At 55.0% G+C, this 18,444-nt stretch carries 17 protein-coding genes and 1 tRNA gene; 10 read left to right on the top strand and 8 right to left on the bottom strand.

Features of this window, described 5'->3' with window-relative positions; all coding sequences use genetic code 11:
• Positions 1-7: 7 nt before the first annotated feature.
• From LA756_RS18140 to arsC, 4 genes are all read right to left on the bottom strand, one after another.
• A complete protein-coding gene (locus LA756_RS18140) occupies positions 8-187 on the bottom strand; it encodes a hypothetical protein (protein ID WP_224436138.1) in 180 nt (59 codons plus the stop codon).
• 24 nt (positions 188-211) lie between these two features.
• Complete coding sequence (locus LA756_RS18135) at positions 212-712, bottom strand: Minf_1886 family protein (RefSeq protein WP_224436137.1); 501 nt, start codon at positions 710-712, stop codon at positions 212-214.
• A gap of 5 nt (positions 713-717) precedes the next feature.
• Positions 718-1,638 (bottom strand): regulatory iron-sulfur-containing complex subunit RicT, encoded by a 921-nt coding sequence (locus tag LA756_RS18130; protein ID WP_224436136.1) that lies wholly within the window; start codon positions 1,636-1,638, stop codon positions 718-720.
• Between the two features lie 230 nt (positions 1,639-1,868).
• A complete protein-coding gene (gene arsC, locus LA756_RS18125) occupies positions 1,869-2,210 on the bottom strand; it encodes an arsenate reductase (glutaredoxin) (protein WP_224436135.1) in 342 nt (113 codons plus the stop codon).
• 317 nt (positions 2,211-2,527) lie between these two features.
• Between arsC and trxA the strand changes: the two genes are divergently transcribed.
• Together trxA and LA756_RS18115 are read left to right on the top strand one after the other, a co-directional pair.
• Positions 2,528-2,848: a thioredoxin gene (trxA, locus tag LA756_RS18120; RefSeq protein ID WP_224436134.1), complete on the top strand. Its 321-nt coding sequence runs from the start codon at positions 2,528-2,530 to the stop codon at positions 2,846-2,848.
• Positions 2,849-3,142: 294 nt separating this feature from the next.
• Positions 3,143-4,318, top strand: a complete 1,176-nt coding sequence (locus LA756_RS18115; protein WP_224436133.1) for a hypothetical protein — start codon at positions 3,143-3,145, stop codon at positions 4,316-4,318.
• A gap of 83 nt (positions 4,319-4,401) precedes the next feature.
• On the opposite strand, the gene LA756_RS18110 is transcribed toward LA756_RS18115, so the two are convergent.
• The gene (locus tag LA756_RS18110) at positions 4,402-5,259 is read right to left on the bottom strand and encodes a hypothetical protein (RefSeq protein ID WP_224436132.1); all 858 of its coding nucleotides are present in this window, start codon (positions 5,257-5,259) and stop codon (positions 4,402-4,404) included.
• A 549-nt stretch (positions 5,260-5,808) separates the two neighbouring features.
• Here LA756_RS18110 and LA756_RS18105 point away from each other — a divergent pair.
• The gene (locus LA756_RS18105; RefSeq protein ID WP_224436131.1) at positions 5,809-8,304 is read left to right on the top strand and encodes a sodium-translocating pyrophosphatase; all 2,496 of its coding nucleotides are present in this window, start codon (positions 5,809-5,811) and stop codon (positions 8,302-8,304) included.
• On the opposite strand, the gene LA756_RS18100 is transcribed toward LA756_RS18105, so the two are convergent.
• The 3 genes from LA756_RS18100 to LA756_RS18090 all read right to left on the bottom strand — a co-directional run bounded on the left by LA756_RS18100 (position 8,301) and on the right by LA756_RS18090 (position 10,417).
• On the bottom strand, positions 8,301-8,744 hold the full coding sequence (locus tag LA756_RS18100; protein WP_224436130.1) for a hypothetical protein: 444 nt from the start codon (positions 8,742-8,744) through the stop codon (positions 8,301-8,303). The two genes, LA756_RS18105 and LA756_RS18100, sit on opposite strands and share 4 nt — an antisense overlap.
• Before the next feature lie 88 nt (positions 8,745-8,832).
• Positions 8,833-9,594: a hypothetical protein gene (locus LA756_RS18095; RefSeq protein ID WP_224436129.1), complete on the bottom strand. Its 762-nt coding sequence runs from the start codon at positions 9,592-9,594 to the stop codon at positions 8,833-8,835.
• A complete protein-coding gene (locus LA756_RS18090; protein WP_224436128.1) occupies positions 9,581-10,417 on the bottom strand; it encodes a hypothetical protein in 837 nt (278 codons plus the stop codon). The genes LA756_RS18095 and LA756_RS18090 overlap by 14 nt, the downstream gene beginning before the upstream one ends.
• A gap of 449 nt (positions 10,418-10,866) precedes the next feature.
• On the opposite strand from LA756_RS18090, the gene LA756_RS18085 reads away from it, so the two are divergent.
• The 7 genes from LA756_RS18085 to clpP all read left to right on the top strand — a co-directional run bounded on the left by LA756_RS18085 (position 10,867) and on the right by clpP (position 18,437).
• Positions 10,867-12,567, top strand: a complete 1,701-nt coding sequence (locus tag LA756_RS18085; protein ID WP_224436127.1) for a MotA/TolQ/ExbB proton channel family protein — start codon at positions 10,867-10,869, stop codon at positions 12,565-12,567.
• Positions 12,567-13,385 carry a hypothetical protein gene (locus LA756_RS18080; RefSeq protein ID WP_224436126.1) on the top strand — a complete coding sequence of 273 codons (819 nt, stop codon included), beginning with the start codon at positions 12,567-12,569 and terminating at the stop codon, positions 13,383-13,385. The genes LA756_RS18085 and LA756_RS18080 overlap by 1 nt, the downstream gene beginning before the upstream one ends.
• Before the next feature lie 37 nt (positions 13,386-13,422).
• Positions 13,423-14,541 carry a hypothetical protein gene (locus tag LA756_RS18075; protein WP_224436125.1) on the top strand — a complete coding sequence of 373 codons (1,119 nt, stop codon included), beginning with the start codon at positions 13,423-13,425 and terminating at the stop codon, positions 14,539-14,541.
• 328 nt (positions 14,542-14,869) lie between these two features.
• Positions 14,870-14,942 (top strand) — tRNA-Gly (locus tag LA756_RS18070).
• Positions 14,943-15,184: 242 nt separating this feature from the next.
• On the top strand, positions 15,185-16,648 hold the full coding sequence (gene tig, locus LA756_RS18065) for a trigger factor (protein ID WP_224436124.1): 1,464 nt from the start codon (positions 15,185-15,187) through the stop codon (positions 16,646-16,648).
• A gap of 442 nt (positions 16,649-17,090) precedes the next feature.
• A complete protein-coding gene (locus LA756_RS18060) occupies positions 17,091-17,720 on the top strand; it encodes a ClpP family protease (RefSeq protein ID WP_224436123.1) in 630 nt (209 codons plus the stop codon).
• A gap of 129 nt (positions 17,721-17,849) precedes the next feature.
• Positions 17,850-18,437 (top strand): ATP-dependent Clp endopeptidase proteolytic subunit ClpP, encoded by a 588-nt coding sequence (clpP, locus tag LA756_RS18055; protein WP_224436122.1) that lies wholly within the window; start codon positions 17,850-17,852, stop codon positions 18,435-18,437.
• Positions 18,438-18,444: the final 7 nt, after the last annotated feature.

Genomic DNA, 18,444 nt, shown 5'->3' with positions numbered 1-18,444 from the left:
GCCATTCTTAGATCGTGCCAACTTGCTGCAGTGCCAGGTAAGCCAACAGGCTGAACCAAACGACCGTGACGACGGCCATACCGATGAGCAGCCCGATATGCGGCTTGGGTGGATTGGACGTCGAAAGATAGACGGGAGCCTTTGGCGCGGCGTCCTGTTTCGGCTTGTCTTGCTTCTTTCCAGCCATGGTGGTTCCCCCGCAGTGGCTTCCTCAGGCAGAGCCTGATTCTTCCGAGAGCTCGAAGTCGAAGTTCTTCACGAACGCATCTTCGAAGTCGTATTGATCGTCGAAGTCTTCCCGGCGATCTGACTTCGACTTCCGCATCATGCCGATGCCGATCAAGTTGTACACGATCTCGCCAAAGTCACTTGTCGTATGGATGCCCCACGAGTTGAGCACGACTTTGGCCAGCAAACCATACTGCTGCTGGGCGTAGTGCCGGATGGCCTGGCAAAGAACTTGGCCGGTGAGGTGGCGTTCGACTTCTTCCTCTTCGTCCCAGCCTTCCATTTCTTCGTCGAGATCGTCCTCGTCATGCTCGAAGCATTCCAGATCGAGATCTTCCTCTTCTTCCTCGAGTTCGTCGTGCTGCTCGTCCTGAAAGCGTTGACCGAAGGAGAGGGCCTCGCGAACGAACTGGTACGCTTCCATACGGTAGCGTGGATCGTCTTTCAACAGTTGCATGAACGCGGAATAGGTATCTTCGGACATCCCGATTATTCCTTGGTCTTGTCGTTTTGGGATTGTGCGTTGTCGCCGCTCTCGTCTGCGGCATCTTTCTTATCGCGACGTTTGCCCCGGCGCGAACTGCCGCCGGTGCTGCCGTTGCCCCGCTTTAGAACAGTCAACACTTCGCTGGCATCGATCATGATGTTGCGATTGTCTTCCATTCGCACAAGCAGTTGCCCGGCAAGGATCTCGTGATTCAGCACGCGTCCGCGACCGTTACTCGTCACGATATCGCTGCCAATCGGTGGCAGGTCGCGCTGAAGCTCTTCGTAGGTGTCGTACTCGTAACGTAGGCAACACTTCAGTCGCCCACAACGGCCGGAGATCTTCGTCGGATCGAGGGTCGCTTTCTGTAACTTGGCCATCCGCATCGAAACGGGCGGCATTTCGCTGAGGTGCGTATTGCAGCAAACGGGCTTGCCGCAGTCGCCATAGTCGGCCAGCAGCTTGGCTTCGTCACGAACGCCAATCTGCCGCATCTCGATCCGCGTTTGCAATTCGGAAGCCAACGCTTTGACCAGCTCGCGGAAGTCGACACGCGATTCGGCCAGGTAGTAAACGATCACGCGTTCACCCCCGAACAAATGCTCGACATCCACCAACTGCATCGGCAGGTCCATTTCGCGGATCACGCGGCGAACCGTTTCGATCTCGCGCTGAACATCCCCATGCATATGCTGGGTTTGCTTCTCGTCCTCTTCGGACATCGGCCGCATGATGCTGCCGAACGCCGGGTCGCTTAACTGCTGAACCGCGTCATCGGTCGCTTCGCAAAGCACTTCGCCCACCTCCAAGCCGCGCTTGGTGCGGACGATCACTTTGTCGTCGCGGACATAATCATCCTTTGCTCGGGCCGAGAACACGCCCAAAAAGCGCATGGCCCCGTAGCGAATAATGTATTTCGCCATACTGGATATCTTTATTTCGCTAAGGCCCTCTGGGGAAGGCCTAAACGAGAAAGACGCACCGCTTCGCGGGGAACCCGCAGGTCAGCGACACGTCGGGAAGGTTTCGGAAACCCTTGCAGTATAACCAGATTTGCCCCCTCACTGAAATTGGGAACTTGAGGGGCGGATGCCAGCATCGGTTCCCCGCGGTAGGTCCCAACCCTTGCCAATGAAGAGGCAGCATCCAATGGCTACGGTAGAATCTCGTCGACACTTTCGGGCGGGCGACCAAGTCGGGCCTCTTTGCCAACGACGACGATCGGGCGTTCGATGATCTTCGGGTTGGCTGCCATCTGGGCAATCCAGCCCGCTTCGTCCTCAGGCTGCGCCAAGCCGAGGGCTTTGTGATCCTTCTTCCGGACAAGTTGCTCCGCTTTGAGTCCCAGCTTCTTGAGCAGTCCCTTGATCGTCTTTTCGTCCAGCGGCTCGTCTAAGTACCGCACGATCTTGGGCTCGATTCCGTGCTCTTCAAGTCGGGCCAACGTCTGTCGGCTCTTCATGCAACGTGGGTTGTGATAGATGGTAACGCTCATCGAGGGGCTTCCATTGGGGGCTGGAGGCAGTTGTTTGGGCGATTCGGGAAACCGAGGAAACCCTTCTGTAACGTGGGGCCACTGTTGGCATCCTAACTATCAGAGCCCAGCAGGAAGGGGCCGCCGAAGGTTGTCCCGACGCGGTCACTCCTCATAATAAAAGCATGCCCCCTGGGTTGTGAACCTGGCTAGAATTCGCGATTCTATAGGTTTACGCTCGGAATAACGGCTTGCTGGACGTCTGGGCTCGACTTGCTCTCATGAGACACAAGCGAAAAATCGAACCCCAAACATTCAATTAAACGGGAGTAGCCTCAATGGCCAACACATTTACCGAAGACAACTTTGATGCCGAAGTCCTGCAGTCGAGCGAACCGGTTCTGGTCGACTTTTGGGCTCCCTGGTGCGGTCCTTGCCGCCAGCTGGCTCCAGTCATCGATCAACTGGCCACCGAATACGAAGGTTCGGTCAAAGTTGGTAAAGTCGACACTGATCAGAACCCAAATCTGGCCGTGAAGTACGGTATCCAGAGCATCCCGACCGTCATGATCTTCAAGAATGGCGAAGTCGTGAATCAAATGCTCGGCAACCAGCCGAAGGCCAACCTGCAGCAAGCCCTCGACGCAGCCAAAGGCTAAGCGTCCTGCACGCTCGCGAAATTTGAACAACGATCAAACGGAGGATCTCGATCCTCCGTTTTTTCATGCGCGGTAGGTAAGGGCAGGGGATTGGCCGCAGGAGCAAGCTCTCTATCGGGTGGTTCAAGCTTATTGGTCCAGGCAGCCCGACATGCTGGCTGGCGTTGCTCGCACTGCTAGCCGGCAGCATTTCAATCGACAGAAGCGTTAAACTCAACTTCTTAGGCACAACATGCCGATGCGAAAGGATGGCCGAGGTCTCTATTTGTCCGCCGCCGTTTGCATTGATTCGCCATGAAGCCGACCACTCGAAAATCGAACACCACACATCCTCCGCGCGAGCTTTCTCAGCAGAGCACGCCGGAGTTGCGAATCGATCCACCCCATCATGCCAACATCGAATCGCAATCGCAAGACAATTGGGACGAAGATCAGGGAGTCGATCTGACGGCAGCCGATCTCGATACGCTTCCTGATTGGCAGCGTCGACAGATCAACCAATTGGCGCGGCTGATGCGAGACCGCCAAGTCGATCTCGATCGCCGCGAGGCAGAATTGAATGCCCGCATCGCGAACTTCGAAAGTCAGCAGCGAAGTGCCGCGTTGGCGATGGCCGAGCAAGTTTCCTACACCGCACAAACGGCCCCGGAGCCTGTCGAACCGAAAGCGACTTCCTCGAATCCGCTTCGTAGCGTCGAAGAAAAGATTCGTTCGTGGCGTCGCAAATGGCGCGGCCAATCGACCGAAGTCCCTGAAATCGATTCTCCCGTAGAAGAAGCGGTGACGGTTCGCTTGGAAAAACTGAGCGAGGCGGAAGCTCAACTGGCTCAGCAATGGGCCCTGCTTAAGAATGCTCGTTCGCTTCAGGCCCTGCGTGAGAAAGAATTCGCCGGCTATGCTCAGAAGGTCGAGCGCGAGATGGAACAAAGCCGAGCCCAGCAGCATCAATGGCTCGAGCAAGAGCAAGAACAGCTCCAGCGACAACAGGAAGAACTGACTTCTCGCAACAACGAGCTGACCGGAGTTCAGCAGGAACTTCAGTATGCGTTTGAAGATCTGCAAGAGATCCGAGACCAACTGGAACTTGCCTGGGCCGAGATTCGTGTGCGGATTCCTTCCGCGTTACGTCGACGTTTGGACCAGCAAACCGATCACGCGATTGATCACTTCGACAAAGCGATGCATGCTCGCAATCAAGCAGCCAAGCAAGAGATCCGTGAGTTGCTGCATCATTTGGAACTGACGAAGCTGGAGATCCAGGAACAGCAAGTTCAACTGGAAGATGACGCAGAGCATCACCATACTGACATCCGCCGAGCCAAACGCGAACTGGCCGATCGCGAGGCACAAGTCCGCTCTCAGCTGGCCGAATTACGCCGCGAGCATGAATCGTTGAACGATACGAAGCTCGAAATTCTTAAAGAGCGTTATCAAGACTTGAGCCGGGAAATCACGCCGAAAGCGGCCTAAGTCCCTTACCAACACAGCGCATAAAAAAGGGGACGCCCGAAGAGCGTCCCCCGAATCGTGCTGATTCGTTGCGTTCCGAACGCTTACTCAGCGCTGAGCGAGAGCGATTCGGTTGGCTTCTGCTTGCGAGCCTTTTCACGAGCGGCGTGACGCTCTTTGGCAGCTTCAGAAGCCTTGTAGGCGATTGCCAGTTCTTGACGACTGAAGTAAGGGGTTGGCGAACCGACAAGATGTTCGATTCGCTTGCTGGCGAGTTCTTCCCAGCTCATGTCGTTGTTCAAGTGCCATGCGGCTGCTTGAGCACTGCGCTGGTTCAGTTCGCCGGTAGCGAGCATGTGACAGATGTCAGCGACACCAGGTTTTTCGGTGTAGGTACCGATTGGCTTCAGTTCGTAAGGGATCTGTGGATCGGGATCTTCCAGACCATGATCCAGGCAAACGCCTTGGACTTTGATGCGTTGGACCTTCTCAGGCATGACGTTGAAGAAACCGCCACCGCCGCCTTGGCCACCACCGCCAAAGCCGCCGCCACCGCCGCCGAAGCCACCACCGCCGCCGCCGCCGAAGCCGCCGCCGACTCCTTGGTTACCACCGCCGCCGCCACCGAAGCCGCCTTGGCCGCCGCCAAAACCACCTTGGCCGCCGCCGCCAAAGCCGCCACCACCGCCGCCGAACTGGGCAAGTGGCACTCCAGCAAACGCGGCCGGCATGGCAAGCCGCATCTTCTTCTTGGTTTTATTCGTGATAATGACGGTGCCCTTCTTGGAGTTCATCGGGATGAACTTCACTTCGATGTCACCGTCGTCGATGGCTTGGAACATCTCGACCGTTTCGACTTCATTGGTCGACGCGGCGCTCTTTTCGTCTGCCATTGCTACAGGGGCCAAACAGCCCAGCATGGCCACGCAGCCAAACAATCGCCCAACCATGTGCCACTTCATGAGAAAAATGCTCCTCTGATTCGCTATCGAGCGGCGAATGCCTGCGAATCGTCTACAAACTGTGTGAGATGAATTCCAAGACAAGATCCGCCACGCTGGGCCCCAACGAAGCGACCACTAGCGGATACTTTTCCTACCCAATAAGCAGGAAACACAACACCTAAAGCTTAATCGCTGTTCTTGAAGAAGCCAACAATTTTGCACACGTTGGTCAAATCCACCTGAACTGGGGGAAAACACTTAAAGCAGGGTAAGCCAGGGATTTCAGGCGATTTGCATCCGCGGATGCGTCACAAGCGGCCAACGGTCCGCACGCGTCGCGTAACCACCCAAACTTGCTAATGGAGCCTGCACTACCGCAACTTAGCCTTTATTGCGCCTAAAACACCTTAAATTCGCTGAAGATCCCGCACATTCCGGTTTTAACCACCCCAGATATGTGGATAATAACGGCTGCCTCACGCACTGGAGCCAATGGCTCAGACACGTGGGTACTCCTTCGATTGCGACACCCTGATTCTTGCCGTCGGTCTTCAAAGGAATGGCACCATGTTTTTCGGCATCTGGTTGTTGGTACTTCTTGCGGCAATTGTGGCCCTGATTCAGGCCTACTTCTTCTTCATGGGCATGGTCAAAGCCGACCCTGGCTCGTCGACGATGCAGCGGATTGCCGGGTTCGTTCGCGAAGGGGCGAACGCTTATCTGACTCAGCAGTACACTGTCGTCGCGATTTTCTTTGTTGTGATCGCGGCGGTTCTTGCCCTTTTGGCGTTTGTCTTCGAGGTGCAAAGCCGCTGGGTACCGTTCGCGTTCATGACCGGAGGGCTGTTCTCTGGCTTGGCTGGCTGGATCGGCATGAAGACCGCCACGTTGGCCAGCAATCGAACGGCGGCTGGGGCTCAGAAGTCGCTGAACCAAGGACTTCAAGTGGCCTTCCGTAGTGGAGCGGTCATGGGACTGACGGTTGTTGGCCTCGGTCTGCTGGACATCGTCATCTGGTTCGGCGTGCTGTACTGGGTGTTTGAGCTGTCGTTGTTCAATATCACCACGACGATGCTTTGCTTCGGTATGGGAGCCAGCTGCCAGGCGTTGTTCGCACGCGTCGGGGGAGGCATCTTCACCAAAGCGGCCGATGTCGGTGCCGACCTGGTGGGGAAAGTTGAGCAGGGCATTCCCGAAGACGATCCGCGAAATCCGGCATCCATTGCGGATAACGTGGGAGACAACGTCGGCGACGTCGCCGGTATGGGGGCCGATCTCTACGAAAGCTACTGCGGAAGCATTCTCGCTACGGCTGCATTAGGCGTCGCCGCGTTTTCTTCCCCAGCAATGGCTTCTGCGGCAGGGTACGAAGACATCGCCGACGCCCAAATCCGCGCGGTGTTCGTCCCGATGCTGATCGCCGCCATGGGCATGCTCCTTTCCATCGGAGGTGTGTACCTGGTACGCACTCAGGAAGGAGCCACGCAAAAGAATTTGCTGGCCGCGTTGTCGAGAGGGATCAATGCGGCAACGGCCGCGGTGGCAGTCGTTTCGATCTTGATCTGCATTTGGTTGATGCCAGCGATCCCTGAAGCTTCCTATTCCTTGGGCGTTGTCATTCCTGGAGTTTCGTTCAGTATTCTCGTCGGCTTGGCGGCCGGATGGCTGATCGGCAAATGGACCGAGTACGCGACCAGTGATGAATTTACTCCGACAAAAAACCTGGCCGAACAAGCCGAAACTGGGCCTGCGACGATCATCATTGGTGGTATCGCCGACGGCATGCTCAGTGTTTGGCCTCCGGTCATTGTGATTGCGGTAGCGACCGTTGCGTCGTTTGGTTTTGCCAACGGTTGGAACTTCGACGATCCCAATCTCTTTTCGCTGGGCCTCTATGGCGTTGGCATCGCGGCTGTCGGAATGCTGAGCACACTGGGCATTACGCTGGCCACCGACGCCTATGGACCGATCGCCGACAACGCCGGTGGCAACGCTGAGATGTCGCACTTGGAACCGATCGTGCGCGAACGTACCGATGCACTGGACAGCCTGGGCAATACGACGGCCGCGACTGGAAAGGGCTTTGCGATTGGCTCGGCCGCGCTGACGGCGTTGGCATTGATGGCCGCCTATGTCGAAGTGGTGCGAGAAGGATTCGAGCGATGGAGCAACAGCACCGCCGCGATCGTCGAGTACGACACACCCACCAAGATTGCCCCAGGCCTGGTGATCTTGAAACAGAAGCATGACAACACCGATCACGTCTTCGGGTACCTACCGATGCCAGCCGATCTGCGTCATGCCGAAGTCCAAGAGACCTGGGAAACATTGGGCTCGGACGGTAAGCCAGCCGCGTTAACTCCCGAATTCATGACAATTGCCGACGGGGAAGGGGAGCCACAACTGGCGTTCGCATCGACAGGAGCCAAGCTGATCAACATTCACGAGGCAAGCCTCAGTGACTTCGCGACTTACTACGAAGCCCACGTGATGAATCCCCGCGTCCTTGTTGGGATTTTCATCGGCGCCATGGCGACATTTGTCTTTTGTGCGCTCACCATGAAAGCCGTCGGCCGAGCGGCGAAAGGGATGGTAGAAGAAGTGCGGCGCCAGTTCCGAGAGAAGCCCGGCATCATGGACAACAGCGAAGAGCCAGACTACGCGGCTCCTGTTGAGATCAGCACGAAAGCGGCCCAGATGGAAATGATCGTTCCTTCGCTACTGGGACTGATCACGCCGATCGCCGTTGGCTGGGTCTTGGGCGTCGGTGGCGTTTTAGGTCTGCTCGTCGGTGCACTCACCAGCGGTTTTTGCCTGGCCGTGTTTATGGCCAACAGCGGCGGTAGCTGGGACAACGCGAAGAAGTATATCGAAGCTGGCCATCATGGCGGCAAAGGAAGCGACGCCCACAAAGCAGCTGTCGTCGGAGATACGGTCGGTGATCCATTCAAAGACACCAGCGGCCCCAGCTTAAATATTCTGATCAAGCTGATGAGCATGGTCAGCCTGGTCGTGGGAGGATTCGTAGTGCGTTACAGCCTGATCGCACTAGGGATTTTTTAGCCCCCCAAGTATCGAACGCTGTCGAAGATCTGTTGCGCGAGCTTTGTTTGGCTCTTCGACTTTAAATCCATCGCAACCCAAAGCGATGTGTTTTCTTCTTCCGAACAATTCCAGTTGCCTTCGATTTCGCGGACACAACATCCGTGAAACGTCCACGCACGATTCTGCCATAGAAAATACGAGTATCGGTCGACTTTACCTCGTGATTCACCATGTTCGTCGATGGTTTGAGTTGGTCGCCACAAAAATAGCCACATGTCATTGCCAAATTCCCCAGGTCGCCAGACATAAGTCGTGAACCAGATGGTTAGCTCGGCATTCCAAACAACAATCGCCCCTTCTTCCGTTCGGCGAAAAAATGGCCCCCAAAGTTCGACGGCCCAGCGAGAACTAATACGTGTGACCCCTTCGACACGGTGATAATTCGGCTCAAAATGCACTCTGGGTTCGTTCATAGCATGACAGGGAAACCGTGTAGCAAGAGAACGCTTTGTTTCTCATCATCCTAGGTCAGCGTTCGAGTAACTCCTACTCGTTTTCCTGAACAAACTCTACCCAGCCCCGAAGATTGCCGACGTCCTCGATCGTTTGCGGCGGGACAATCCTGGCGACTTTGCTGACAACGTTTGATCGGCGATGGACGATTTCGTTCGGACGAATGACTTCGTCACCCTGAGCGCCCTGGTCGGAACCATGATAGGGTTTGCCAACGTAACTCGCTTCGCTTCCGTCGGCCGCAATCTTGGTGACTCGGACACGTTCGTAATCGGCCCAGCGGTCCGACTGCAGATTGAACAATCGTTCGCGAATCATTTTCTCTTCGCTTCGGCTAATGACCAACGTTGACGTGTTCGGATGAAACTCGGCAGGAACATCTTGGGTTACGTCACGAAGCTGAAGTCTCTTTTCGTCGAAGTGAACGTGATAAAGCTGAGCGTAGAACGGAACAATGTCGCCTGGCCGGACAAACACCAATGCTTGATCCGACAAGATATTTCCGACTTCGATTTCATACTCCGAGTCGAAGAAGATCACTCCGATTGCTTCACCATCGATCTCGCACTGACGAAACCGAACCACGACAGGCGCCGGCGATCGATTGGGCAACGCGATGAGACATGGTCGATCCAAACCGTCATGCTTCCAGTCGTAAACGGTCACGCCAATGTCATCTTCGGCCGGCAGTATCGTTGGTAACGCAGGAAGTGCCTGACTCGATTCGGCCGGATTGCCACAGCCGGCAATCAAAACGGAAAGTAGCAGCGCGATGCGGCAATCACAGCGCGGCATGTTGTTGCTCCGTGCTGAAACGTTGCACGTCGCTGAGCTCGATCCAACCGATCGGCATGCCGACCCCTAGGATCTCGACCGGCGGCACGATGCGTTCCAAGCGAACGATGTGCCCGTCGACTTCAAACGTATCACCGATGCGAAGCTGCTTCGTTGTAACCAGGCCAGTTTCTTCCTCGGCTCGATTCGTGTCCGTCACCCAGCGATGGGTTGGCAACAACTCGACGTAGGCTTCCCCGATTTCAGGCTCTATCTTCAAAACCGAGATCCGCGCGAAATGATCTTCCGTTCCTGGGGGCAAATGCGTGTGAAACTGCGGCCGACGAAACAACGAGAAGTCGTGCTCGCCGAGCGCGACGACCCGCGATGATTCATGTGGACGAAACGGTTCGGGAATCAGATGCGTCACTTCGGTCATACGAACCGAACGCTCGTCGTAGTCGACTTGAAAGACTTTGTCGTAGTAGGGAATCAGTTGGCCGGAAGCGGTTAGCGTTCGCTCGGTCGTGTCGTCGTAACGAATGTCGCCATCTTCCAGCCAGCCATAAGAATGGAACGCGATCTCCAGACTTCCATCCGAGGGTGTATTAATCCAAACGCCCTCGGTTTGCTCGGTGGGATTGGGCAGTTCGATTCCGCCATGATTGGCATGCACAATCTTGAAGTCGTATCGCAAGCCATCTTCGCCCGGGCTTTGGGGTGGAATGGGCTGAACCGGGTTATCGCGGTAATGGAGATAAGGGGAATTTCTCGCGATCGGAAACTGAACGTCGCAGCCGACCAACAACGTGCTAAGCAATATCAATCCGAAGCAACGCATCATGAGAGGCTCCACTCTTGAATTGAGGAATCGACCTGGAAACGGATCGTCACCCAGGAAGACGATCCGAGTGGTCAGCCGGACTTCGTGATTTTACGTGAAATCGAAAATAAATACCCATTCTGGGAACATTTCCCTATTCACACGTAAGTGATTCGCTGCTCGTGCGGAAATCTTTGCCCCGTTACACCCGGAACAATCGATCTGGGCCGATACGTATCTCAAGTTTTGACCAAATTTTTTCCCAAACCGGTCTAATCGGGAATAATTTGTTTATCAGAATAAGAACACGACTAAAGGCCAGCAGTGCGTGAGATAGTCTCACCCCAGATTCACCTCCTACCCGCACACAGAATGAAACACTGAGGTTCTCTCAGCTTCGTCCTGGCTTTTTCCGCCCCCTAATCTCACCTGCGACCGGTTGTCGCGCTTCGTTTCCTTTCGAGGTCCAGATGTATTTCCAGTTCAATTGTCCCGAGTGCGGTCAGAAGCTCAAAGTCCGTCAAGAGCTCGCCGGACAAAAGCGAAATTGCCCTTACTGCAAAAAGAGTGTCCATATCCCCCATGTCCAGGAAGAGCCAGACGAACTGCCGTCGCTCGACTCTCCTTCGCTTCCAGATTTCGGCGGCGGTGGGTCCTCGTCGGGGGGTGGCTTGGATCTGGGGAACCTTTCTTCGGAATCGGCGGCCCCCAGCGGTCCTGTCGTAAAGACCGGCGGAGCACGCAAGTCGACCGCGGCCACGAAGAAGAAAACAACCACCACGACCGCAAGCACATCGACCAGCGAAGGGGACTTTACCGACCCGAGTAACGTCAACTTGTTGGTGTCAGGCTTGATCGGCCTGGTGTCGATGATTGTCTTCATGGGGCTGATGTACTTCTCGAAGGGAACTTACATCGGTGGCCTGTTCTGGATCGGCGGTATTCAAGCGGTTGCCATTCAGTCGCTTAGTACGTTCCTGTTCTTCTGGGCCGTTACGATTCTGTGGATGAAGCATCGCAAGATCTTGCGACAGAAGGACTACTTGTTGATGGACGTCCTGCCGACCGATATCTCGCAAGAGATTCGTGTCGACACGCTGGGCAAATTTGTCGAGCACATCCAAGGCCTGCCTGGCCACGACGGGGAAAGCTTCCTGATCAACCGTGTACTGCGTGGTTTGCAGCATTTCCGTGTGCGTCAGAACGCCTCGGAAACAGCCTCGATGATGGCTTCGCAGTCCGAGATCGACTACAACAACGTCTCGTCCAGTTACGCCTATCTACGCGTGTTGATCTGGGCTATCCCGACCATGGGTTTTATCGGGACGGTGCTTGGTATTAGTCTTGCGGTGACCGAACTTTCCGGGGCACTGGGGGGCGGCGATCTCGACAAGCTGACGTCTTCACTGCAAGGGATGTTCTCTGGTCTGGGTACCGCGTTTAACACGACCCTGGTCGCGCTGGTGATGAGCATGATCATCAAGTTCCCGCTTTCCTCGCTGCAACGAAGTGAAGAAGGGGTGCTGAACTGGGTCGACGAATACTGCAACGAAAACCTCATTCGCCGCTTGAACGACGGTCGCGAAAAGGCCGAAGACAAGCCGCAAAGTCCTTACGACACCAAGGTATTCCGCCGAGCTGTCGAAGAAGCGATGGCCGCCCAGCAAGGCGAGCTCGAGGCCTGGGTCAAGAAGCTGGAACTTGTCGGCCAGACGATCACTGAACAAACCTCTAAAGGTTGGGACGAGATCAACGGCAAGATCCTCAACAGCCAGGAAGAGACCACCAACAAGCTGTTGGAAGTGGTCAACGCCAAAACGATCGACATGCAGAAACGTCAGGAAGAACAGCAGACGTTGATGCAGGATCAGCTGAACCAGATGCAGGAAGTGGCTGCCCAACTGCAAAGCACTTTGGGCCAACTGGCGAGTGCTTCGGTCGATTCGCATATCAAAGTGAACGAAACGATGACGGACACCTCCGAGCGTCTTGAGAAGTACCTCGGCGGCGTCGAGCAAGGCCTCAGTGGTCTCACGGAAGTGCTCAACAAACTGGGCAACGAGACGGTCGTCGTGCAACAAGTGGAAACGGCCAACGGCAGCGGTGGCGGAGGCTGGTTCGGCTTCGGCGGTGGAAGCAAAGCGAAGACCCGACGTAACGGGAGACGCTAATGGGCAAGGGCCGACAAGTTGAAGGGGACGACATTTCGCTCTTCCCCTTTCTAAGCGTGCTGGCATGCGTGATTGGAACATTGGCGATGGTCATTGCGACGATCGCCATTCAATCGCTCGACAACGATGCCGTCGATGCGGCGATGGAGTACCAGAAGAAACAAAAGGAACTCCAATCGGAAACGGCTGAACTAGAGAAGCTTCGTGACCAGTTGAAGAAAAAAGAAGAAGAGCTCAAACGCGAGCATTCCAGCGAGCAAAAGAAACTGGAAGACGCCAAAAAGCGTCTCGCCGAACTGCTTGCCAAGCTGGATGAAACGCAGGAAAAGCTGCAGAACATTTCCATCGAAGGCCCGAAAGTCAACGTCGCTGCATTGACGGAAGAAGTCGGGGCGATGGAAGAAGAGTTGAAGGGGCGACGCGAAAAGATCGCTCAGCTACAGAAGGTGATCGCCGAACGAAAACTGCCTCCCAAAGAAGCGGAAAATTCGATTCTGCCTGGGGGTAGCGGCGTTGGCTTCAAGCCATCCTTCATTGAATGCGATGACGGACGCGTGGTGATTCATGAAGCGGGAAAGACCATTCCAGTCCGAACCGCCGAGCTGAACACGAATCCTGATTTCGCCAAGATGCTCGAGAAAGTGAAGGGACAGAAAGATGGCACGCTCGTCTTTTTGATCCGTGACGACGGTCTTTCCACCTACAACACGGCTCGCAACTATGCGAACGCCAAGGGTGTGAAAAACGGCAAGCTGCCGGTCATCGGCGACGGTCGTGTCGACTTGAGCTACTTCACCAAACAAGCGAATAATTCGTAGCCCGTGGCGGTTACCTTAACGATAAGACGAACGAACTATGGCAAAGCGTAGAGGCGCCGAAGAAGAGGAAGGGCTCGACTCGCTGTTGGACACCATGTTCAACGTCGTGGGCATTCTCATCATCGTTCTGGTGGTGGTGCAGCTCGGCATGCAAGAGTCGGTCAAACAGATCGCCAACAGCATGAGCGTCGACCCGCTCGCGCTCGAGCAGTTGATCAAAGACCTCGAAGAAGCGCAGAAAGACAAGCTGAAAGTCGAGAAAGATTTAAAGGATTTGGATCCAAGCGAACAAGACTTGGAAATGCTGATCCAGCGGCTGCAATCAGAATCGGTTTCCAAGGAAGCCGTTTTGAAATCGCAGCAGGGCGAACTGCAAAAAGCAATCATCGCTCAAAAAGACGCCCAAGAGATGGCGAAAAAAGCAGACGAGAACAAAGAGAAACGGGAGAAGCTCTCCAGCGACCTCAATAGTGCCCTCGAAGAGATCGCCAAGCTGGAAGCAACCCTCGACGACACACCACCCCGCGCCCAAATGGAGGCCAAAGTGGTGAACTTGCCTGATCCTCGACCAGCACCAGAAGGAATCAAGGAAGCGATCTTCCTCTGCATCAACAATCAGGTCTATCCGATTGTGGACGATCCTGTGCGTTCTGCAGCGCGAAAACGAGCCGAGTATCAGGCCGAGCGAGGTGCTCGAAAGTACATCAAAGATCCAAAGCAAGGGATCGACGCCGAGAAATTCGTGGAAGACTTCAACGAACGTCCCATGTCGGACGACTGGTTCCGCATGGAAATGTACGCATCCGGAAGAGATCCACGACTTCGCTTTACACCGAAGGAAGACGAGGGTTTCAAGATTAACGAAATCCAAAGCCCCCGCTCCCGATTTCGACGCCTCCTGAGCACCGTCGATCCATCGAAGTTCTACTTCAAGTTCATCGTGCTTCCTGACAGCTACGAAGCGTACGTCGAGACACGTCATGTCACCGACGAAATGGGCTACCTGGCCGGTTGGACTCCTGTCGACAAGAACTGGCAATACACCACGTGGGTTGGCGGGAAAGTCAAATTCGGTCCCGAGCCTCCACCACCTGATCCCAACGCGCCGAAACCGCCACCGAAACCGGCCGGTCCGAAGCCGAACGTCTTGGACTAATCCGCCAACGGTGTTATCCCGGCAAATCAAACAAGATGGCTACGCACTTCGGTGCGATAGCCATCTTTCGTTTCGAAACCGCAGGATCGAAATTCGCCGAAGTCGCATGGCATGGCTCTCTACGCCGATCCTTAACTCCTTTTATGGCAATGCCTTAGAAGGCTTTCCTTCCTCACTAAGTTGACAATCGCCAACCCATCTTCCATACTTTCCTTTCTGGCGAGCGAAAAAATCGTTTGCCCCGGGTAGACCAGCTCTGAGATTTCAGTAAACTGGTGCTTTCCTAGATGAGGGAATGACGTTCCCAGTGGGAATTTGATTTCCAAATGCGGGTGTAGCTCAGTTGGTAGAGCACAACGTTGCCAACGTTGTTGTCGACGGTTCGAATCCGTTCACCCGCTCTTCCTTTTTATGTTGTACGCACAAGTCACGATCGACTCGCGTAGCACATAAAACATCTGGTGGATGTGGCTCTTGGCAAAGGCTTTGCCGCATCGCCACGTTTCACACGAGACGCAATGACGAGTCTCGCGGCGTGGGTGAGGAAAAGCCCACCCATTCTGCATTGACCTCAATTGCTAAATTGACCCGAGCTAAGGCCGGGTTTCTTGTTTTTCACCCCCAGACTTTGCGGAATCGTTGAATGAGTTCGCCTGAAACCGAAAACGCTGAAGGTGCCGTTGCCGAAGCGGAAGGTCCTAAGAAGTTGGATTTGGACGTGAAGGTCGACGCTCCTAGCTCGTGCCAACGTCACGTTACCGTTACCGTGGCTCGCGCCGACATCGACCGCTATTTCGACGTCGCCATCGAAGACATGGTCCCCAACGCTGCCGTCCCTGGTTTCCGCAAGGGCAATGCCCCTAAGAAGCTGGTCGAAAAGCGTTTCCGCTCCGAAGTGAAAGATCAAGTCAAAGGGACGCTGTTGATGGACAGCATGACCCAAGCGACCGAAGATCAGTCGTTCTCGGCCATTAGCGAACCTGACTTCAACTACTCGGCCATCGAACTTCCCGAAGAAGGCGACCTGACCTTCGAATTCGATATCGAAGTTCGTCCTGAATTCGACCTGCCGAAGTGGAAGGGCCTGAAGCTCGAAAAGCCAACCAAGGGGTTCGAGAAGGAAGACATCGACAAGCACCTGAAGCAGGTTCTCGGTCGTTACGCTTCGCTCGTTCCGCATGAAGGTGCTGCCGAAGCCGATGATTACCTGGTCTGCAATCTGACGTTCAAGCACGACGGCAAGAAGATCGAGCACGCTGAAGAAGAATCGATCCGCCTGCGTGACACGCTCAGCTTCCAAGACGCCAAGTGGGAAGACTTCGGCAAGGAAATGACCGGAGCGAAAGCTGGCGACAAGAAGACCGTCACGCTGACCATCAGCGACGAAGCTGCCAACGAAGCAATGCGTGGCAAAGAAGTCGAGATGGAAATCGAAGTTCTCGAAGTCAAGCGAACCGAACTGCCAGAGATGGACGAAGCTTTCCTGAAGCAGATCGGCGGCTTCGAAAGCGAAGGCGACCTGCGAGATTACGTCAAACAGGACATGGAACGTCAGCTGAATTACTACCAGCAGCAGCGTCTGCGTCAGCAAATCACCGAAGAGCTGACCAAAGATGCCGACTGGGAACTGCCACCGGAACTGCTCAAGCGCCAAGCCGCTCGCGAGCTGGAACGTGCCGTGATGGAACTCCGTTCGGCTGGTTTCGGCGAAGAAGACATTCAGGCTCACCGCAACGAGCTGCGTCAAAACAGCATGGCTTCCACGCGTAAGGCTCTGAAGGAGCACTTCATCCTGGAACGCATCGCGGAAGAAGAAAACGTCGAAGACAGCCCTCAAGACTACGACATGGAAGTGATGAAAATCGCTATGCAACGAGGCGAATCGCCACGTCGCATCCGTGCTCAGTTGGAAAAGGGCGGCATGATGGACGTGCTGCGAAACCAGATCATCGAAAATAAGGTGATCGAACTCATCCAAGGCGAAGCGGAAGTTACCGAAGCGGACGCCGATCTGCAGGAAAGCAAGACGGCTGCCGTCAACTTGCTGATCTGCGGTGAAGGAGAAGAAGCGGCTCCTGCCGAAGAAGAAACCAAAGACGCCGAATAATTCGTACCGTCGAATCTTGATATTCAAAAAGGCCCCGATGAGATTTCATCGGGGCCTTTTTCGTTGGCTCGAATGTGTCAGCACGGAAGCACAATCGCCGCCGCCGTCCCAACTCGCTTCCCCTCCGATGCCAGCACGAAGCAAAGAGAAACTTTACCTCTCTTAACACTTCTCGACCCATAATCGCCGTCGCGCAGCGGAACGCAACGGGCAAAACTTTAGCCGTGGCAAAATTTTCCGGCGGATACCGATTAGCGAAGGTACAAAAACTTCGCCGCCCCCTGGTCTAAGTGTCTTCTACGGTTGTCTTCCCCTGCCAACTGGAGACAATAACAGGGTACTTCTCGTAGTTTGCTTCGCCGGAAGCGACCGGGCAGGCAGGTGGACTAATCCTGTGCCGCGGCGTCCTTGACGGCACGTTGTAATGGAAGGATCGACGACCATGAATTCACAATTCCCTCAAGACCCTGTCGGGCCCATGGCGATGGCCTATGCCGAATATCAACGGCAACGCCAGATGACGCTCAACGACCTGTTGCTGGAAAACCGTATCATTTTCCTGCAGGGCGAAATCCATGATGGAAACGCCAACATGTTGGTGATGCAGTTGCTTTATCTGCAGAGCGAAAATCGCCGCAAGCAAGTCCATTTCTACATCAACAGCCCCGGCGGTAGCGTCACCGCGACGATGGCGATCTACGACACGATGCAAATGCTGTCGTGCCCCGTGGCGACGTACTGCGTCGGCTTGGCTGCCAGTGGTGGTGCCATTTTGCTGGCTGGTGGTGCCGCGAGTAAGCGTTTCATCCTGCCACACGCCAAAGTGATGATCCACCAACCGCATGGTGGCGTCGGCGGTCAGGTCAGCGACATCGAAATCCAAGCCAACGAGATCATCAAGACTCGTGAAGAGCTGAACCGAATTCTCGCCGATCACTGCGATCAGCCAGTCGATAAGATTGCCAAGGACGTCAACCGCGACTTCTACATGAACGCCACCGAGGCGAAGGAATATCGGATTGTCGACGAAATCCTCACCAAGCCACCTGCAGAAGCTGGTGAAGAGGACTAAACACGCTGGGCGACATCTGGCGACTTGTCCCTCAGGATAAGCGGTCAGGAAGTCCTCTAAGCGGTGCCCCTAAATTTTCATTCGACCATCTGATACCCAAACACACATCCAGATACTGGAGCCAATACGATGCCTCTGATTCCTTACGTGGTGGAAAAAAGTGGACGTGAAGAGCGCGTCTTCGATATCTATAGCCGGTTGCTGAAAGACCGAATCATCTTCCTCGGAACCGGCGTCAACGACGAAATGGCCAACCTGATCGTCGCCCAGATGCTGTTCTTGCAATCGGAAGATCCCAAAGCTGATATCAACCTGTACGTGAACAGCCCCGGTGGTAGCGTCAGTGCCGGTATGGCGATCTACGACACCATGCAGTTTGTGACTTGCGACGTGGCGACCTATTGCATCGGGCAAGCCGCTTCGATGGGTGCCGTTCTCCTAACCGCCGGTGCCCCAGGCAAACGTTACGCTTTGCCGAACGCACGCGTGATGATTCACCAGCCACTGGCCGGCATGCAAGGTACCGCTGAAGACATCCTCATTCACGCTACCGAGTTCAAGCGTATCAAGCGACGCATGAACGAAATCTTGCTCAAGCACACCGGTAAACCGATCGATCAGATCGAAGCCGACACCGACCGAGACCGCTTCCTCAGCGCCGAAGAAGCCGCCGAGTACGGTCTCATCGACAAAGTGGTTGAGCACATGCCTAGCTAGGCACATT

Origin of the sequence: Bremerella sp. TYQ1 (assembly GCF_020150455.1) — a bacterium.
Lineage (GTDB): Bacteria > Planctomycetota > Planctomycetia > Pirellulales > Pirellulaceae > Bremerella > Bremerella volcania_A.
This window is presented reverse-complemented; position numbering and strand designations above follow the sequence as displayed.